Genomic DNA, 15,293 nt, shown 5'->3' with positions numbered 1-15,293 from the left:
GAAATCGCTGGGCAAGTAAGGGGACTCGTCATGCGTCATCGGATATCCAGAGGGACCCAGGTCGCCGCCGCCGTGGCCGCCCTCGCGTTCGCCGCCACCGCCTGTGGCGAGTCCAGCACCAGCACGAAGACGCCTGAGGCGAGCGGTTCCTCGGCGGCCGGCTACTCCGGCAAGGGCATCGGCCTCGCGTACGACATCGGCGGCAAGGGCGACCAGTCCTTCAACGACGCCGCGTACGCCGGTATGCAGAAGGCGATGACCGATTTCAAGATCCCCGGCCGGGACGTCGAACCGCAGGACGGCGAGTCCGACGCGGACAAGGTCCAGCGCCTCACCCAGCTCGCGCAGGCCGGCTACAACCCGGTGATCGGCGTCGGCTACATCTACGGGCCGGCCGTCAAGGAGGTCGCCGCGAAGTTCCCGAACACCACCTTCGGGATCGTCGACGACGAGACCGCGCAGGCGAAGAACGTCGCCGACCTGGTCTTCCACGAGGAGCAGGGCTCCTACCTCGCGGGCGTCGCCGCGGCCAAGGCCACCAAGAAGAAGCACGTCGGCTTCATCGGCGGCGTCAACATCCCGCTGATCCACAAGTTCGAGGCGGGCTTCGTCCAGGGCGTGCAGTCCGTCGACAAGACCATCAAGATCGAGACGCAGTACCTGACCGAGACCCCCGCCGAGGGCGGCTTCAACAGCCCCGACAAGGGCAAGGCGGGCGCGAGCGGCCAGATCGAGGCCGGCGCGGACGTCATCTACGGCGCGGCGGGCCTGTCCGGGCAGGGCATCATCAGCGAGGCCGCCGCGAAGAAGGTCTGGGCGATCGGCGTCGACTCCGACCAGTACAGCCAGAAGGCGCTGGCCGCGTACAAGGACTCCATCCTCGGCTCCGCCACCAAGAACGTCGGTGGCGCGGTCTACGACCTGGTGAAGTCCGTCGTCGACGGCAAGCCGCTGAGCGGGGTCGTGCGCGGCTCGCTCTCCAACGACGGGGTCGGTTTCTCCGACACGAACCCGAAGTACAAGGCGATGGCGGACGTCGTCGCGGCCGTCGACCAGGCGAAGAAGGACATCATCGACGGAAAGGTGACGGTCAAGACCACCAAGTGATCTTGCTTTTCACCCGTACGCCCCTCGCATGAAGCGAGGGGCGTATTGCTGTCCGTAATCTGAAACCAGAATGTGGCCACAGCTCGGTAACGGACCGGACAGAAGGGTTTTTCCTACCGGTCTACGCGCGTTACGCTGCCGCGGAACCAGCGCCTGGTATAGGGCGCTTGCACAAAGGAGTCTCGCACCATGCGCCGGGTGTCCCGTCTCACGCTCGCGGGTGTCTGTACCGCAGCGCTCGCCGTGACCGTTTCCGCCTGCGGAAGCTCGTCCACGTCGACCTCGTCCTCCGCCGGCGAGAAGAAGAACCTGGGCCTCGCGCTCGCGTACGACGTCGGCGGCAAGGGCGACCAGTCCTTCAACGACGCCGCGACCGCCGGCATGGACAAGGCCGACAAGGAGTTCGGCTACAAGTCCAACGCCGTCGAGCCGCAGGACGGCGAGGCGGACGCGGACAAGGTGCAGCGCCTGGAGAGCCTGGCCAAGCAGGGCTACAACCCGGTGATCGGCGTCGGCTACGCGTACGCGCCCGCCGTCAAGGAGGTCGCCGCGAAGTACCCGAAGGTCACCTTCGGCATCGTCGACGACAACACGATCAAGGCCGCGAACGTCGCCGACCTCGTCTTCCACGAGGAGCAGGCGTCCTACCTCGCGGGCGTCGCCGCCGCGAAGGCGACCAAGACCAAGACCGTCGGCTTCGTCGGCGGCGTCAACGTCCCGCTGATCCAGAAGTTCGAGGCGGGCTTCCGGCAGGGTGTCGCGGACACCGACAAGAGCATCAAGGTCAAGTCGCAGTACCTGACCGAGACCGCCGCCGAGGGTGGCTTCTCCAGCCCCGACAAGGGCGAGTCCGCGGCCGACGGCCAGATCGACGGCGGCGCGGACGTCATCTACGCCGCCGCCGGCCTCTCCGGCCAGGGCGTCATCAAGGCCGCCGCCGCGAAGAAGATCTGGGCGATCGGCGTCGACTCCGACCAGTACAACCAGAAGGCGCTGGCCGCGTACAAGGCGTCCATCCTCACCTCGGCCATGAAGAACGTCGAGGGCGCGGTGTACGACCTCGCGAAGTCCGTCCACGACGGCAAGCCGCAGTCCGGCGAGGTCCGCGGCTCGCTCTCCAACGGCGGCGTCTCCCTCTCCAACTCCAACCCGAAGTTCGCCTCCGATACGGCGATCCAGGACGCGGTGAAGAAGGCGGCGGACGCGATCAAGGCCGGGACGATCACCGTCAAGACGACGGTCTGAGTCGACCCAGGGTCGAGTGCGGTCGTCGTAATGACACCGTTACCGCCTCAGAACGGGGTACGTGGAGGATCGCCTCTCCGTACCCCGTTCGCGCGGCACAATGCTCGGAACGGATCGAGGCCGAAAAGTTTCGATCGGGTCCGGGCTCTATTTAAAGTAGGGGCGCTACGCGCGTAGATGGCCCCTTTCTCAAGGAGAGTGCGCCATCGACGCGTCCAGCAGCCCTCCGCTCACCGCAGCGTCGCAGATCGCGGTGGAGCTGGCGGGCATCACCAAACGCTTCCCCGGTGTCGTCGCCAACCACGACATCCACCTGAGCGTCCGCAAGGGCACCGTGCACGCCCTGGTCGGCGAGAACGGCGCCGGCAAGTCGACCCTGATGAAGATCCTCTACGGCATGCAGAAGCCGGACGAGGGCACGATCACGGTCGACGGCGAGCAGGTCGCCTTCGCGAGCCCCGGCGACGCCATCGCCCGCGGCATCGGCATGGTCCACCAGCACTTCATGCTGGCCGACAACCTCACCGTGCTGGAGAACGTCGTCCTCGGCAGCGAGAAGCTGTACGGGATCGGCGCCGGCGCCCGCAAGAAGATCCGCGAGATCTCCGACCGCTACGGCCTCGGCGTCCGCCCCGACGCCCTCGTCGAAGACCTCGGCGTCGCCGAGCGCCAGCGCGTCGAGATCCTGAAGGTCCTCTTCCGCGGCGCCCGCACGCTGATCCTCGACGAGCCGACGGCCGTCCTCGTCCCGCAGGAGGTCGACGCCCTCTTCGGCAACCTCCGCGAGCTGAAGTCCGAGGGCCTGTCGGTCATCTTCATCAGCCACAAGCTCGGCGAGGTCCTGTCCGTCGCGGACGACATCACCGTCATCCGGCGCGGCACGACCGTCGGCACGGCCGTCCCCGCCGAGACGACGCCCCGCCAGCTCGCCGAGCTGATGGTCGGCAGCGAGCTGCCCACGCCGGAGACCTCGGAGTCGACGGTCACCGACAGGGCCGTCCTCAGTGTCGAGGGCCTGACGGTGTACGCGGCCGGCGGCGCCTCCCTCGGCGTCGAGGGCCAGCCCGCGACCGGCGAGGTCAAGAAGGTCCTGGACGACGTCACCTTCACCATCCACGCCGGCGAGGTCATGGGCATCGCCGGCGTCGAGGGCAACGGCCAGACCGAGCTGATCGACGCCCTGATCGGCACGAAGCACGCCGACTCCGGGACGATCACCTTCCTCGGCGAGGACATCACCCCCTGGCCCACCCGCAAGCGCCGCGAGTCCGGCGTCGGCTACATCCCCGAGGACCGCCACCGCCAGGGCCTCCTCCTGGAGTCCCCGCTGTGGGAGAACCGCATCCTCGGGCACGTCACCGAGAAGCCCAACGCGAAGGGCTTCTGGCTCGACCCCAAGGGCGCCCAGGCCGACACGCGCCGGATCGTCGAGGAGTACGACGTCCGTACGCCCGGCATCGACGTCACCGCGGCCTCCCTCTCCGGCGGCAACCAGCAGAAGCTGATCGTCGGCCGTGAGATGAGCCACGACCCGAAGTTCCTCATCGCCGCGCACCCGACGCGCGGCGTGGACGTCGGCGCGCAGGCCCAGATCTGGGACCGCATCCGCGAGGCCCGCCGCGAGGGCCTGGCCGTCCTGCTGATCTCCGCCGACCTCGACGAGCTGATCGGCCTGTCCGACACGCTCCGCGTCATCTACGACGGCAAGCTGGTCGCGGACGCCGACCCGGCGACGATCACGCCGGAGGAACTGGGCTCGGCGATGACGGGTGCGGCGAGCGGACACCTGGAGCACACGGAAGACGCCGAAGGCACCGAAGGCACCGAAGCCGTCGAAGCCACCGAAGGGGAGAGCGACGCCCGATGAAGAAGTTCGACAAGGAGCGCGTGCTCCTCGCGGTGGCCGGCCCGGTCATCGCGCTCGTCGCGGCGATCCTGCTGACCTCGGTCGTGCTGCTCGCCTCCGGCAAGAACCCGATCGAGCCGTACCGGCTGATGCTGGAGCAGATCCCCTACTCCGACATCCAGGTCCTGATCATCAACCAGGCGTCGATGTACTACATCGCCGCCCTCGCGGTCGCCCTCGGCTTCCGCATGAACCTCTTCAACATCGGCGTCGACGGCCAGTACCGCCTCGGCGCGCTGGTCACGGCGATCGTCGGCGCGCACGTCGCGCTGCCGTCGTTCCTCCAGATCCCGCTGCTGCTCCTGGTCGGCGCGCTGACCGGCGCGATGTGGGCCGGTATCGCGGGCGTCCTGAAGGTCACCCGGGGCGTCTCCGAGGTCGTCGCGACGATCATGCTGAACTCGATCGCGACCAGCCTCATCGGCTACCTCACCCTGCGCGACAACTTCGGCGTCCTGGTCGGTGACAACGTCACGACCGGCGTCATGAAGGACTCCGGCTGGATGCCCGGCATCGACATGGGCCAGGACGTCGGCGAGATCTACGGCCTCGTCTTCCTCGCGATCGCCCTCGGCGTCGCCTACTGGCTCGTCCTCAACCGCACCCGCTTCGGCTTCGACCTGCGCGCCACCGGCGAGTCCGAGACGGCCGCCGCCGCGTCCGGCGTCGACGCCAAGAAGATGGTCGTCACGGCGATGCTGGTCTCCGGCGCCGTCGCCGGCATCTCCGGCCTCCCGCTGCTGCTCGGCGACGCGCACACCTACAGCCTGAGCTTCCCGGCGGGCCTCGGCTTCACCGCCATCGGCATCGCCCTCCTCGGCCGCAACAACCCCGGCGGCATCGCGCTCGCCGCGCTGCTGTGGGCCTTCCTCGACAAGGCGTCCCCCGCGCTCGACTACGCCATGCCGGTGGCGTACGAGAAGGAGATCGCCACGATCATGCAGGGCCTGATCGTCTTCGCCGTCGTCATCAGTTACGAGGCCGTACGGCAGTGGGGCCTGCGCCGTCAGCAGAAGCAGGTCGGCGCGCAGCTCGCCGCCGAAGCCGCTCAGAACGTCAAGAAGGAGGTGGCGGTCTGATGGCCACCGCGACCGTCGCCAAGCCCCAGGCGAAGCAGCCCGGCAAGGGCAGCCGCCGTATCTCCCTGCCGGTGCTCCTGCTGATCATCGCGGGCGTGCTGGTCCTGACCTCGATCGTGCGCCTGATCTCCGGCGCCGACGGCATCACCTCCACCGGCCAGATGTCGACGGCCCTGCGCCTCGCCGTGCCGATCGGCCTCGCCGGGCTCGGCGGCCTGTGGGCCGAGCGCGCGGGCGTCGTCAACATCGGCCTCGAAGGCATGATGATCCTCGGCACCTGGTTCGGCGCGTGGGCCGGCTACCAGTGGGGTCCGTGGACGGGTGTCGTGTTCGGCATCATCGGCGGCGCGCTCGGCGCCGTCCTGCACGCGATCGCCACCGTCACCTTCAACGTCAACCACATCGTCTCCGGTGTGGCGCTGAACATCCTTGCCCTCGGCCTCACCCGCTACCTGTCGAAGTTCACCTTCGAGGACGCGCCGCAGGGCTCCTCCAAGCAGTCCCCGCCGATCGACTCGCTCGGCAGCTTCGACATTCCGGGCCTGTCCAGCTGGCTGGAGACCCTGAACGGCAAGCACTGGTTCCTGGTCTCCGACATCGCCGGCCTCGTCGGCGGTCTGGTGACGAACCTGTCCCCGCTGACCGTCATCGCCGTCGCGCTCGTCCCGCTGACCTGGTGGGTGCTGTGGCGGACGGCGTTCGGGCTGCGGCTGCGGTCCTGCGGCGAGAACCCGGTGGCCGCCGAGTCCCTGGGCGTCAACGTCTACAAGTACAAGTACCTCGCGGTCATCATTTCGGGTGGTTTCGCGGGCCTCGGCGGGGCGTTCCTGTCGATCGTCGCGTCCAACGTCTACCTGGACGGCCAGACCGCCGGGCGCGGGTACATCGGCCTCGCGGCGATGATCTTCGGCAACTGGATGCCGGGCGGCCTCGCGCTGGGCGCCGGCCTCTTCGGCTACACCGACAGCCTCAACCTGCGCGGCGGCACGACCAACGTGCACGCGCTGCTCCTGCTGCTCGCGCTGGTGCTGGTCGCCGCCGCGGCCTACCAGGTGTGGAGGAAGAAGTACGTCTCCGCCGCCATCTCCCTGGTGATCTCCGTGGTGATGTTCGTCTGGTACGCCAACACGGACGAGGTCCCGCGCCAGCTCGTCACCGCCGCGCCGTACGTCGTCACCCTCCTCGTCCTCTCCTTCTCCGCGCAGCGCCTGCGGATGCCGAAGGCCGACGGGCTGCCGTACCGGAAGGGGCAGGGCAAGTGACGTTCGACTGGGGGGCGTTGCGGGCGGTCGCGCGCGAGGCGATGACCCACGCGTACGCCCCCTACTCGGGGTATCCCGTAGGGGCCGCGGCCCTCGTCGACGACGGTCGCACGGTCTCCGGCTGCAACGTCGAGAACGCGTCGTACGGCATCGGCCTGTGCGCGGAGTGCGGGCTGGTGTCCGAGCTGCACCGCACGGGGGGCGGCCGGCTGACCCACTTCACGTGCGTCGACGGCAACGGCGACGTGCTGGTCCCCTGCGGGCGCTGCCGTCAGCTGCTGTACGAGCACGGCGGGCCCGGCCTGTCGCTGGAGACCCCCGAGGGGGTCCTCACCCTCGCCGAGATGCTTCCGCAGGCATTCGGCCCCGGACACCTCACCAAGTAACTCCCTTGCGACCCCTCCCGGTTGATCGGGAGGGGTCGCTGTCTGAAAGGCACCCACCCATGGCCATGGACGTCATCTCCGTCATCCGCACCAAGCGGGACCGCGCCGAACTCACCGACGAGCAGATCGACTGGGTCATCGACGCGTACACCCGTGGCGAGGTCGCCGACGAGCAGATGTCCTCGCTCGCCATGGCCATCCTCCTCAACGGCATGAACCGCCGCGAGATCGCCCGCTGGACGGCGGCGATGATCGCGAGCGGCGAGCGTATGGACTTCTCGTCCCTGTCCCGCCCGACGGCCGACAAGCACAGCACGGGCGGCGTGGGCGACAAGATCACGCTCCCGCTGGCCCCCCTGGTCGCCGCGTGCGGCGCGGCCGTCCCCCAGCTCTCGGGGCGCGGCCTCGGCCACACGGGCGGCACACTGGACAAGCTGGAGTCCATCCCGGGCTGGCGCGCCCTCTTGTCGAACGAGGAGATGCTGTCCGTGCTGGACGGCACCGGCGCGGTGATCTGCGCGGCGGGCGACGGCCTCGCCCCCGCCGACAAGAAGCTGTACGCGCTCCGTGACGTGACCGGCACGGTCGAGGCGATCCCGCTGATCGCCTCCTCGATCATGTCCAAGAAGATCGCCGAGGGGACGGGCTCGCTGGTCCTGGACGTCAAGGTCGGCACGGGCGCCTTCATGAAGACCATCGAAGACGCCCGCGAGCTGGCCTCCACGATGGTGGGCCTCGGCACGGACCACGGCGTGAAGACGGTCGCCCTGCTGACGGACATGTCGACGCCGTTGGGGTTGACGGCCGGCAACGCGTTGGAGGTCCGCGAGTCGGTGGAGGTCCTGGCGGGCGGCGGCCCGGCGGACGTCGTCGAGCTGACGATCGCGCTGGCCCAGGAAATGCTGACCGCTGCGGGCATCCACGACGCCGACCCGGCGAAGGCGTTGGCCGACGGCTCGGCGATGGACGTCTGGCGCCGGATGATCTCGGCCCAGGGCGGCGACCCGGACGCGGCCCTGCCGGTGGCCCGCGAGCAGCACGTGATCACGGCGCCGTCCTCCGGCGTCCTGACCCGCCTCGACGCCTACGACATCGGCCTCGCCGCCTGGCGCCTCGGCGCGGGACGCGCCCGCAAGGAGGACCCGGTCCAGGCAGGCGCCGGCGTGGAGCTGCACGCCAAGCCCGGCGACACGGTCACCGCCGGCCAGCCCCTCCTGACCCTCCACACCGACACCCCGGACCGCTTCGCCTACGCCCTCGAAGCGATCACCGGCTCCTACGACATCGCGGCCCCCGGCACGGCCTTCTCGGCGTCGCCGGTGGTGCTGGAGCGCATCGCCTGACCCTTTCGAGCGAACGGGACCGGTGGACCGCCACCGGTCCCGTTCTGCGTGTTCGATGGGGCTATGAACGAGGGTGACTACGGCCTGGCCGACAGCGAGTGGGCCACAGCGGTCAGACTCTGGGAACGCACGGACGCTCCCAAGGACAGCAGGACGGAGATCATCGAGGGGATCGTCACGGTCTCCCCTCCGCCCGCCGTGAGCCACCATGTGATCGTCGGTCGCATCCAGCGCCGCCTCTACTCAGTGATCCCCGAGGACTGGGGTATCTACCAGACACAGGCCATCGCCGTGCCGTCGCGCCGGGGAATGCTGATCCCCGACCTTCTCGTGATGCCGGTACAGGAGGACCCTGAGACAGACGCGTATCTCCCGGCCGCCCTCGCCGAACTCGTCGTCGAGGTGACCTCCCAGTCCAACGCCCGCCACGACCGCGTCAGCAAGCCCGCGGCCTACGCCGCCGCCGGCATCCCCCTGTACCTGCTCGTCGACCGCTGGGCGGACGGCGGCCCCACCATCACCCTCTACGGCGAGCCGCGGAACGACGTCTACCGAGTCCTGAAGGCGGGCAAGTTCGGCGACCCGATCGACCTGCCCGAGCCTTTCGACCTCACGCTCGACACCTCGGACTTCCCACACCGGTGAGCTGATCGACAGCAGACAGCCCCGCCTGTCGGGTACGGCGGGGCTGTCGTGGTGCTGCGGCCGTCAGACGCGCGGCTCGGCGGAGGCCAGTTCCACGAATCCGGTCCAGGCGGTGCGGGAGACGGAGAGGTGGGGGAGGGAAGTGTCCTTGGAGTCACGGACGTTGACGGCGGTGGTGCCGGCTGAGACCTCGACGCATTCGCCGCCTTCGGCGCCGCTGTAGCTGCTTTTGCGCCAGGCGACCTCCACGCATTGGCCGCCTTCGGCGCCGCTGTAGCTGCTCTTGAACCAGACGAGACCGGAAGCAGCGGTCGAGGACTCAGAGTTGTTCATAGCGATCCCAGTACTCCTTCGATCGTCTTCATCGACTCCCGTGGAGGGAGAGCCTGCGATCGGATGATCCCATAACGGGTGGCGAAGAGAGTCGTGCGTTCCGCGTTGGTCTGCAAGGCGCTGGTTCCCTGCGTCTCCGTGTACACGAACCGCTTGCCGTCCTTGCGGATGACGATGGTGAACGGACCGTCGACTCCGGCGTTCTCCTCGCGGTCCTGCGGCATGATCTGAAGCTCGACGTTCGGCTTCCGGCCGAGCAGCAGCAGGTGCTCCAACTGCCCGCGCAGGACGTCCTTTCCACCGTAGGGGCGCCTCAGGACGGACTCGTCGATCACGAAGCTCAGCATCGGCATCGGCTGACGGTCGAAGATGACCTGCCGGGCCAGACGCGCCGCCACGCGCTGCTCGATGAGGTCGGGGTCCAGGATCGGACGTCGCATCGCCAGCAGTGCCCGCATGTACTCCTCGGTCTGCAACAGACCGGTGAAGACGTACATGTTGTACGACAGCAGCTCGACCGCCTGCTTCTCCAGCGAGGCCATTCCCTGGAAGAACGTCGGGTACTGAGCCTGCTCCATCTGCTCTTTCCAGACGCTCAGCAACCCGCCCGCGTTGAGGAACTTGTCCGCCTTGTCGATCGTCCTGCCGCTCGCGATCCGGCGCCCCTGCTCATACGAGGCGACGGTCGCCGCCGAGTACCCGATCGCCCTGCCCAGCGTCGGACGGTCCACACCCTCCCGTTCGCGCACCATCTTCAGGGTCTTCCCGAACGCGATCACGAGGCCCTTGCTGGCCTCGTCCGCAGGCTGCGGACCCGCGTCCTCGTCCCAACCATCGCCGAACGCCAACAACGCGCCCTCGACCTCGTCGCCCTGGGGCTCCTGTGCCCCCGTACCCGCCAGCTCAGTCATGGGATCACCACCTCTCCGGACCAACGCCCCCGCAGGGAACGTGGTCACGCCGCACGCCTCGTACACGTGCCGACACCCACGCGTACAAAGGAGGGCCCGCGTCAGTGCGTCACCGGTCGTGACGCTACGCCAGCGGTGGGGCGGCGGTGGCCGATACGGTGAAACTCCGTGAACTCAACAGCCCTGTCCGCGACTTGGCGATCACGGCTCACTCCTTCAGTAGCGCGTCGCGGACCGGGATCCAGTCGAGGGCGGAGCGGATCGCCTCCTCAAGGGAGAGCTTGGGGGTCCAGCCGAGGAGGGCGGACGCCCGGTCGCTCGCGGTGTAGCCGCCGGCGACGTCACCGGGACGCGGCCCGGCGTCGAGCGTGGTGAGCGGCGGGCTGACGACGTTGTTGAAGGCGGCGCACAGTTCGCGGACCGTCGTCCCGGACCCGCTCCCGAGGTTGATCGCGAGGGACGGAGTCGACGGGGAGAGGATCGAGTCGAACCGTTCGATCGCCGCGAGGTGCGCCGCCGCGAGGTCCCAGACGTGGACGTAGTCCCGGATGCCGGAGCCGTCACGGGTGGGCCAGTCCGTGCCGGTGACGGTGAAGGCCGTGCCGTCCTGGTGGGCTTGGATCAGCTTGCCCAACGCGTGGGTGGGATACCGGAGTTGGAGGCCGGTGCGGAAGGCGGGGTCGGAGCCGACGGGGTTGAAGTAGCGCAGCGACAGCACCCGGAGCCCCCCGGCCGCCGCGATGTCCGAGAACATCCCCTCGCAGACCGCCTTGGTCCGCGCGTACGGACTCTGCGGCGCGAGCGGCGACTCCTCGGTGACGGGACCCCCGTCCTCGGCCCGGTAGATCGACGCCGAGCTGCTGAAGACGAGCCGGTCACACCCGTTGCGCCGCAGATGCCCGACGAACGCGAGGCTCTTGGCGACGTTCGCCTCGTAGTACCCGACCGGATCCGCCACCGACTCCGGCACCACGATCAGCGCCGCGCAGTGCACGACGGCCGTGATCTCCGACCGCTCCGCGAAGATCCGGTCGACCAGCGCCCCGTCCGCGATGTCCCCCTCGTAGAAGACCCGCCCCTCGGCGAACTCCCGCCGGCCCCGGACGAGGCTGTCGAGGATCACCGGCGTGATCCCCGCGTCCAGACAGGCCGACGCGACGGTACTTCCGATGTACCCGGCTCCCCCGGCGATCAGGACGGACACGGCACCCCTCATTCCCGAAATTTCCAGCATTCCCGCCTCGGCGGCCGACGGACGGCAGGCTAGCGAGAAGCCGAGCGGAGCCGGGACCCTCGCCCACTTTCGGGTGAACGGGACCCGCGCCGATGAGTTGGGCCCGCCCCCGGGGTCTACCGCACGTGGACCCTGAAGAGCTGCCAGTGATCACGCTGCCCGGCCCCTTCACCCCGGGAGAGGTGAAGGGGCTCATGGAGGTGGCCGGCGTTGATGTGGTCGTCGTCGACGTGGGCGGGCTGGGACCGCCGAAGCTGGCGCACGTCGACGCCATCGCGCGGATGCAGCTCGCGGCCAAGCGGGCCGGGGGACGCGTACGGCTGCGCGCCCCCGACCCGGCGCTCACCGCGCTGCTAGGGCTGGTCGGTCTCGTCCTTGAGGTGGAGGGGGAACCCGAAGAGGGGGAACCAGCGGGCGGTGTCGAGGTAGAAGTGGAAACCGGTTAGCCGGCCGTCGGAGATCTCCAGGACCTGGACGGACCAGGGGGACCAGCCGCCCTTGTCGGGGTCGGGCTTGTAGTGGGCGAAGCCCGGCAGCCCGTTGACCTGGACGGGGAAGAGGCGGGAGTTCTCGCAGCCCTTGCCGATGGTGGTCATGAAGCCGGTGATGTCCGCGTGGCCGGTGAGCCACAGGTCGAACGGCGGCATCGTCATGATCGCGTCTTCGTGGAGCAGCGCCGTCAGCGCCGTCATGTCGTACCCCTCGAACGCGGCGACGTAGCGCTCCAGGAGCTTCTTCTGCTCCTCGTCGAGGGAGTTGAAGACGTCCGCCGAGGCGCCCTTGTCGGCGGGCTGCTCCGCGAGCGTCGCGCGGGCGCGCTGGAGGGCGCTGTTGACCGACGCGACCGACGTGTCGAGCAGTTCGGCGACCTCGCTGGCCTTCCAGGAGAGGACTTCGCGCAGGATCAGCACGGCCCGCTGCTTCGGCGGCAACTGCTGGAGCGCCGCCATGAACGCCAGCCGGATGGACTCCTTGGCCACGGCAGCCTCCGCCGGGTCCTCGACGGTGGGCAGCGCTCGGGCGTCCGGGATCGGTTCGAGCCAGGTGTTCTCCGGGCGGGGCGAGAGCGCGGCCTGCGCCAGCGGTGTCGCCTCGCTGAGATCGACGGGGCGGGCGCGTTTGTTGCCCGCGTTCAGCATGTCCAGGCACACGTTCGTCGCGATCCGGTACAGCCAGGACCGCAGGCTGGACCGCCCCTCGAACTTCTCGTAGCTGCGCCAGGCCCGCACCAGCGTGTCCTGGACGGCGTCCTCCGCCTCGAAGGTCGATCCCAGCATCCGGTAGCAGTACCCGGTCAGTTCGACCCGGTGCTTCTCCAGCCTCATGTCGAGGTCGGCCACCGCCGTCGTACCGTCACTCATCCTCGTCCACCCACCCCTGTGGCTTCCGTGTCACGCACCGTCGCGTCCCACCTCCTCGGAAGCTACCGCACCCCACTGACAATCACCCCCGGAGTTGACAAATCCGCAGGTCAGTGAGGCAGTGAGACGGCCATGACAACACCCGCCCCACTCACCCCGCGCACCCCCCACGCCGCCCCGCGCGCCCCTACGCCACCGCCGGCACCGCCCGCCGAGCCGCCCGCGTCCCCGCCACCGTGATCGCCACGACTCCGGCGACCGCGCACAGCCCCACCGCGACCGTCCCCGCCCAGCCCCCGGCGTGGAAGGCCACGGCCCCGACGGTCGACCCGGCGCTCGACCCGATGTAGTACGCCGACTGGTACAGCGCGGACGCCTGCGCCCGCCCCCGCACGGCCGTCTTGCTCACCGCCGACGACGCCACCGCGTGCCCCGCGAAGAACCCGGCGGTGATCAGCACCAGCCCGGCCAGCACGAGCGCCAGCGACCCGGCGAGCGACAGCAACAGTCCCGCCGCGGTAGTACCCCCGGAGAGGTACAACGCCCCCCGGCGCCCGACCCGCCCGACCAGCCGCCCGGCGGTCGACGCCGACACCGTACCCACGAGGTACACCAGGAAGATCGACCCCACGATGCCCTGCGGCAGCGAGAAAGGCCCCTCGGTCAGCCGGTACCCGATGACCGTGTAGACCCCGCCGAAGACGGTCATGAACAGCGCCCCGATCGCGTACAGCCGCCGCAGCAACGGGTTAGCGAGGTGATCGCGGACGGTGCCGAGCAGCACGCGCGGCCGCAACGACCCCGGCGCGAAGTGGCGCGGCGCGGGCAGCAGCGCGCGGAACGCGACCGCGCACACCACCGCGAGCCCCCCGATCACCCCGACGGCGACCCGCCAGCCCCACTCCTGCGCGACCCACCCGGTGATGACGCGCCCGCTCATCCCGCCGACGCTGTTCCCGGCGACGAACAGCCCGATCGCCGTCACCAGCGCCTTCGGCCTGACCTCCTCCGCGAGGTACGCCGTCGCCGACGCGGGCAGCCCCGCGAGGGCCGCGCCCTGTAGACCCCGTAGTACCACCAGCGCCCCCAGCGACGGCGCGAACGGCACCAGCAGCCCGAGGGTCACCGCGACGCCGAGCGACGCCGTCATGACCGTCCGCCGCCCGAACCGCTCCGAGAGCGCGCTCATCGGCAGGACGAACAGCGCGAGGCCCCCGGTCGCGGCGGCCACCGTCCAGCTCGCCTCGCTCGCCGCGACGCCGAACTCGCTTGAGATCAGGGGGAGAAGGGCCTGCGTCGAGTACAGCAGCGCGAAGGTCGCGACGCCCGCGAGGAACAGGGCGAGGCTCATCCGGCGGTAACCGGGACCGCCGGGTGTCATACGTGAGTCGGAGGTGGGGACGGCTGCGCGGGCGCCCGTGGTGGCGGGCGCCTCGGTACTGGCGGAAGGCATGCCTCGACGGTAGGCGCGGGAGATTCATGCGTCCAATGCATGGACTCGTCATAATCGTTCCCATGGTGCATCAGCAGAGGTCAGGGGCTCAACTGTCACCGACCGGTGACACAGAAGACATGACCATGTCGCTCGCCCCCCGATTGGCGTACTTCGCAGGGGTGGCCCGTACCGAGCACGTGACCCGGGCCGCGCGAGAGCTGAACGTCCCGCAGTCGACGCTGTCGCGCGCGATGGTCCGCCTCGAACAGGACCTCGGTGTCGACCTCTTCGCCCGCCGGGGCCGCACGGTCTCCCTCACCCCGGCCGGCCGGACCTTCCTGACGTCCGTGGAGCGCGCCCTGTCCGAGATCCAGCGCGCCGCCGACGAGGTCCGCGCGGACGCCGACGCCGCGACCGGCAAAGTCGCGTTCGGCTTCCTGCACACCATGGGCGCGGAGACGGTCCCGGCCCTCATCCACGCCTTCCGCGCCGACCATCCCCGGGTCCGCTTCAGCCTCGTCCAGAACTACGGCGAGGCGATGATCGAGCGCCTGCGGGCCGGGGAACTGGACCTCTGCCTCACCTCTCCCGTGCCGGACGCGCCCGACCTCGTGGCGCGCAGGCTGGACGAGCAGAAACTCCGGCTCGTCGTCCCCGCCGACCACCGCCTCGCGGGCCGCAGACGCGTACGGCTCTCCGAGGCGGCCGAGGAGACGTTCGTGACCCTGGAGCCCGGCTACGGCCTGCGCCGCATCACCGACGACCTGTGCCAGCAGGCCGGCTTCCGCCCGCGCATCGCCTTCGAGGGCGAGGAGGCGGAAACCCTTAGGGGACTGGTCGCGGCGGGTCTAGGGGTAGCCCTCCTTCCCCCTCCGGCGGTACGCCGTCCGGGGGTATCAGAGCTGACGGTGACCTCACCGCGCGCGGTCCGGGAGATCGGCGTCGCCTGGCTGGACGGCCACCCGGACACCCCGCCGGTGGCGGCGTTCAAGAAGTTCCTGCTGTCGAGGCGAGGCAATCTGCTCACCTGAGTCACTTCCGCCTGG

15 protein-coding genes are annotated in these 15,293 nt (G+C 69.6%); 10 read left to right on the top strand and 5 right to left on the bottom strand.

Translation table 11 applies throughout. The annotated features are described in order from the left end of the window. Nucleotides 1–30: 30 nt before the first annotated feature. The 8 genes from IAG44_RS14905 (at nucleotide 31) to IAG44_RS14870 (ending at nucleotide 8,973) form a co-directional block, all read left to right on the top strand. Nucleotides 31–1,107 carry a BMP family lipoprotein gene (locus tag IAG44_RS14905; protein WP_187747609.1) on the top strand — a complete coding sequence of 359 codons (1,077 nt, stop codon included), beginning with the start codon at nucleotides 31–33 and terminating at the stop codon, nucleotides 1,105–1,107. 189 nt (nucleotides 1,108–1,296) lie between these two features. Further along, nucleotides 1,297–2,352 (top strand): BMP family lipoprotein, encoded by a 1,056-nt coding sequence (locus IAG44_RS14900; RefSeq protein WP_187747608.1) that lies wholly within the window; start codon nucleotides 1,297–1,299, stop codon nucleotides 2,350–2,352. 247 nt (nucleotides 2,353–2,599) lie between these two features. Further along, entirely contained in the window at nucleotides 2,600–4,219 is a 1,620-nt protein-coding gene (locus IAG44_RS14895; protein ID WP_246563998.1) for an ABC transporter ATP-binding protein, read from the top strand. Further along, a complete protein-coding gene (locus tag IAG44_RS14890; RefSeq protein WP_187747607.1) occupies nucleotides 4,216–5,337 on the top strand; it encodes an ABC transporter permease in 1,122 nt (373 codons plus the stop codon). Before IAG44_RS14895 ends, IAG44_RS14890 begins: the two co-directional genes overlap by 4 nt. Then, complete coding sequence (locus IAG44_RS14885) at nucleotides 5,337–6,599, top strand: ABC transporter permease (protein WP_187747606.1); 1,263 nt, start codon at nucleotides 5,337–5,339, stop codon at nucleotides 6,597–6,599. The genes IAG44_RS14890 and IAG44_RS14885 overlap by 1 nt, the downstream gene beginning before the upstream one ends. Further along, a complete protein-coding gene (locus IAG44_RS14880) occupies nucleotides 6,596–6,985 on the top strand; it encodes a cytidine deaminase (RefSeq protein WP_187747605.1) in 390 nt (129 codons plus the stop codon). The genes IAG44_RS14885 and IAG44_RS14880 overlap by 4 nt, the downstream gene beginning before the upstream one ends. 59 nt (nucleotides 6,986–7,044) lie before the next feature. Then, a complete protein-coding gene (locus tag IAG44_RS14875; protein ID WP_187747604.1) occupies nucleotides 7,045–8,328 on the top strand; it encodes a thymidine phosphorylase in 1,284 nt (427 codons plus the stop codon). 63 nt (nucleotides 8,329–8,391) lie between these two features. Beyond that, a complete protein-coding gene (locus tag IAG44_RS14870) occupies nucleotides 8,392–8,973 on the top strand; it encodes a Uma2 family endonuclease (protein WP_187747603.1) in 582 nt (193 codons plus the stop codon). A 63-nt stretch (nucleotides 8,974–9,036) separates the two neighbouring features. On the opposite strand, the gene IAG44_RS14865 is transcribed toward IAG44_RS14870, so the two are convergent. From IAG44_RS14865 to galE, 3 genes are all read right to left on the bottom strand, one after another. Next, nucleotides 9,037–9,306, bottom strand: coding sequence for a DUF397 domain-containing protein (locus IAG44_RS14865; RefSeq protein ID WP_187747602.1), 270 nt, complete (start codon nucleotides 9,304–9,306; stop codon nucleotides 9,037–9,039). Further along, entirely contained in the window at nucleotides 9,303–10,217 is a 915-nt protein-coding gene (locus tag IAG44_RS14860) for a helix-turn-helix domain-containing protein (protein WP_187747601.1), read from the bottom strand. Before IAG44_RS14860 ends, IAG44_RS14865 begins: the two co-directional genes overlap by 4 nt. A gap of 208 nt (nucleotides 10,218–10,425) precedes the next feature. Beyond that, a complete protein-coding gene (galE, locus tag IAG44_RS14855; protein ID WP_187747600.1) occupies nucleotides 10,426–11,421 on the bottom strand; it encodes a UDP-glucose 4-epimerase GalE in 996 nt (331 codons plus the stop codon). A 176-nt stretch (nucleotides 11,422–11,597) separates the two neighbouring features. Between galE and IAG44_RS14850 the strand changes: the two genes are divergently transcribed. Continuing rightward, on the top strand, nucleotides 11,598–11,897 hold the full coding sequence (locus tag IAG44_RS14850; RefSeq protein WP_343075735.1) for a hypothetical protein: 300 nt from the start codon (nucleotides 11,598–11,600) through the stop codon (nucleotides 11,895–11,897). Here IAG44_RS14850 and IAG44_RS14845 read toward each other — a convergent pair. Together IAG44_RS14845 and IAG44_RS14840 are read right to left on the bottom strand one after the other, a co-directional pair. Then, nucleotides 11,805–12,812 (bottom strand): sigma-70 family RNA polymerase sigma factor, encoded by a 1,008-nt coding sequence (locus tag IAG44_RS14845; protein ID WP_187747598.1) that lies wholly within the window; start codon nucleotides 12,810–12,812, stop codon nucleotides 11,805–11,807. The two genes, IAG44_RS14850 and IAG44_RS14845, sit on opposite strands and share 93 nt — an antisense overlap. A gap of 187 nt (nucleotides 12,813–12,999) precedes the next feature. After that, entirely contained in the window at nucleotides 13,000–14,265 is a 1,266-nt protein-coding gene (locus IAG44_RS14840) for an MFS transporter (RefSeq protein WP_187747597.1), read from the bottom strand. Nucleotides 14,266–14,327: 62 nt separating this feature from the next. On the opposite strand from IAG44_RS14840, the gene IAG44_RS14835 reads away from it, so the two are divergent. Continuing rightward, nucleotides 14,328–15,278: a LysR family transcriptional regulator gene (locus IAG44_RS14835; RefSeq protein ID WP_187747596.1), complete on the top strand. Its 951-nt coding sequence runs from the start codon at nucleotides 14,328–14,330 to the stop codon at nucleotides 15,276–15,278. The last annotated feature ends 15 nt before the right edge of the window (nucleotides 15,279–15,293 follow it).

Source organism: Streptomyces roseirectus (assembly GCF_014489635.1).
In the GTDB taxonomy this organism is placed as follows: Bacteria; Actinomycetota; Actinomycetes; order Streptomycetales; family Streptomycetaceae; genus Streptomyces; species Streptomyces roseirectus.
Note: the sequence above shows the minus strand (reverse complement) of the source record. Positions and strands in the feature narration are given on the sequence as shown.

What these genes read in the sequence shown, in the direction of transcription:
- IAG44_RS14905 (WP_187747609.1), top strand. Translation starts at nt 31, where the DNA reads ATGCGTCATCGGATATCCAGAGGGACCCAGGTCGCCGCCGCCGTGGCC.
- IAG44_RS14900 (WP_187747608.1), top strand. Translation starts at nt 1,297, where the DNA reads ATGCGCCGGGTGTCCCGTCTCACGCTCGCGGGTGTCTGTACCGCAGCG.
- IAG44_RS14890 (WP_187747607.1), top strand. Translation starts at nt 4,216, where the DNA reads ATGAAGAAGTTCGACAAGGAGCGCGTGCTCCTCGCGGTGGCCGGCCCG.
- IAG44_RS14885 (WP_187747606.1), top strand. Translation starts at nt 5,337, where the DNA reads ATGGCCACCGCGACCGTCGCCAAGCCCCAGGCGAAGCAGCCCGGCAAG.
- IAG44_RS14875 (WP_187747604.1), top strand. Translation starts at nt 7,045, where the DNA reads ATGGCCATGGACGTCATCTCCGTCATCCGCACCAAGCGGGACCGCGCC.
- IAG44_RS14870 (WP_187747603.1), top strand. Translation starts at nt 8,392, where the DNA reads ATGAACGAGGGTGACTACGGCCTGGCCGACAGCGAGTGGGCCACAGCG.
- IAG44_RS14865 (WP_187747602.1), bottom strand. Translation starts at nt 9,306, where the DNA reads ATGAACAACTCTGAGTCCTCGACCGCTGCTTCCGGTCTCGTCTGGTTC.
- IAG44_RS14860 (WP_187747601.1), bottom strand. Translation starts at nt 10,217, where the DNA reads ATGACTGAGCTGGCGGGTACGGGGGCACAGGAGCCCCAGGGCGACGAG.
- IAG44_RS14845 (WP_187747598.1), bottom strand. Translation starts at nt 12,812, where the DNA reads ATGAGTGACGGTACGACGGCGGTGGCCGACCTCGACATGAGGCTGGAG.
- IAG44_RS14840 (WP_187747597.1), bottom strand. Translation starts at nt 14,265, where the DNA reads ATGCCTTCCGCCAGTACCGAGGCGCCCGCCACCACGGGCGCCCGCGCA.
- IAG44_RS14835 (WP_187747596.1), top strand. Translation starts at nt 14,328, where the DNA reads ATGGTGCATCAGCAGAGGTCAGGGGCTCAACTGTCACCGACCGGTGAC.